Source organism: Pseudomonas sp. 32_A (assembly GCF_017490905.1).
In the GTDB taxonomy this organism is placed as follows: domain Bacteria; phylum Pseudomonadota; class Gammaproteobacteria; order Pseudomonadales; family Pseudomonadaceae; genus Aquipseudomonas; species Aquipseudomonas inefficax.
Genome location: NZ_JAFGYI010000287.1, coordinates 1 through 468 on the forward strand (window position 1 = coordinate 1; position 468 = coordinate 468).

General features: G+C 68.4%; 2 protein-coding genes. Both read right to left on the reverse strand.

The genetic code is table 11. The annotated features are described in order from the left end of the window. Positions 1 to 203: class II aldolase/adducin family protein (locus tag J5M58_RS28580; RefSeq protein ID WP_207880379.1), on the reverse strand; the 203-nt coding region annotated here is incomplete at its 3' end. Positions 204 to 272: 69 nt separating this feature from the next. Beyond that, the coding region (locus J5M58_RS26720; RefSeq protein WP_207880380.1) for a YcaO-like family protein at positions 273 to 468 on the reverse strand (196 nt) is incomplete at its 5' end.

The window sequence follows — 468 nt, forward strand, 5'->3', positions numbered from 1 at the left end:
CGGTAGTGCAGCCCGAACGGGTTGATCAGAAAATGCGTGTCTTCGCCCGGCACGCGCAGCGAGATGTAGTTGTAGATCAGCTCGCTCCAGCCGAGATGATCGAAGATCCGGTACGCGGCCGCCAGTTGCACGCGCGCCTGCCACTCCGCTTGCGCAAGACGCGCCGGGCGGGCGAACGGTTGATTCGGCGTTCGATTCGTCACGTGCGCTCCTCGTCGAATGACATCGTTGCGGGCGCCGGCGCATGCAAGCCCGCCGGCGGCGGGCCCGCGCTACAGGAACAGCAGCGCGCGATTGAGCGCGTCCTCGTCGCGCGGCCGCTCGCGCCAGCGCTGCGCGACGGGCACCGAATACAGTCGCGGCGCGCCGAAGCGCGGCCAGAAATGACACAGGCCGGGTGCGATCACCTGCACGACCGGCAGGCCGATGTCGGGCCGCGTCTTGTCGACGACGAGCGTATCGATGCCC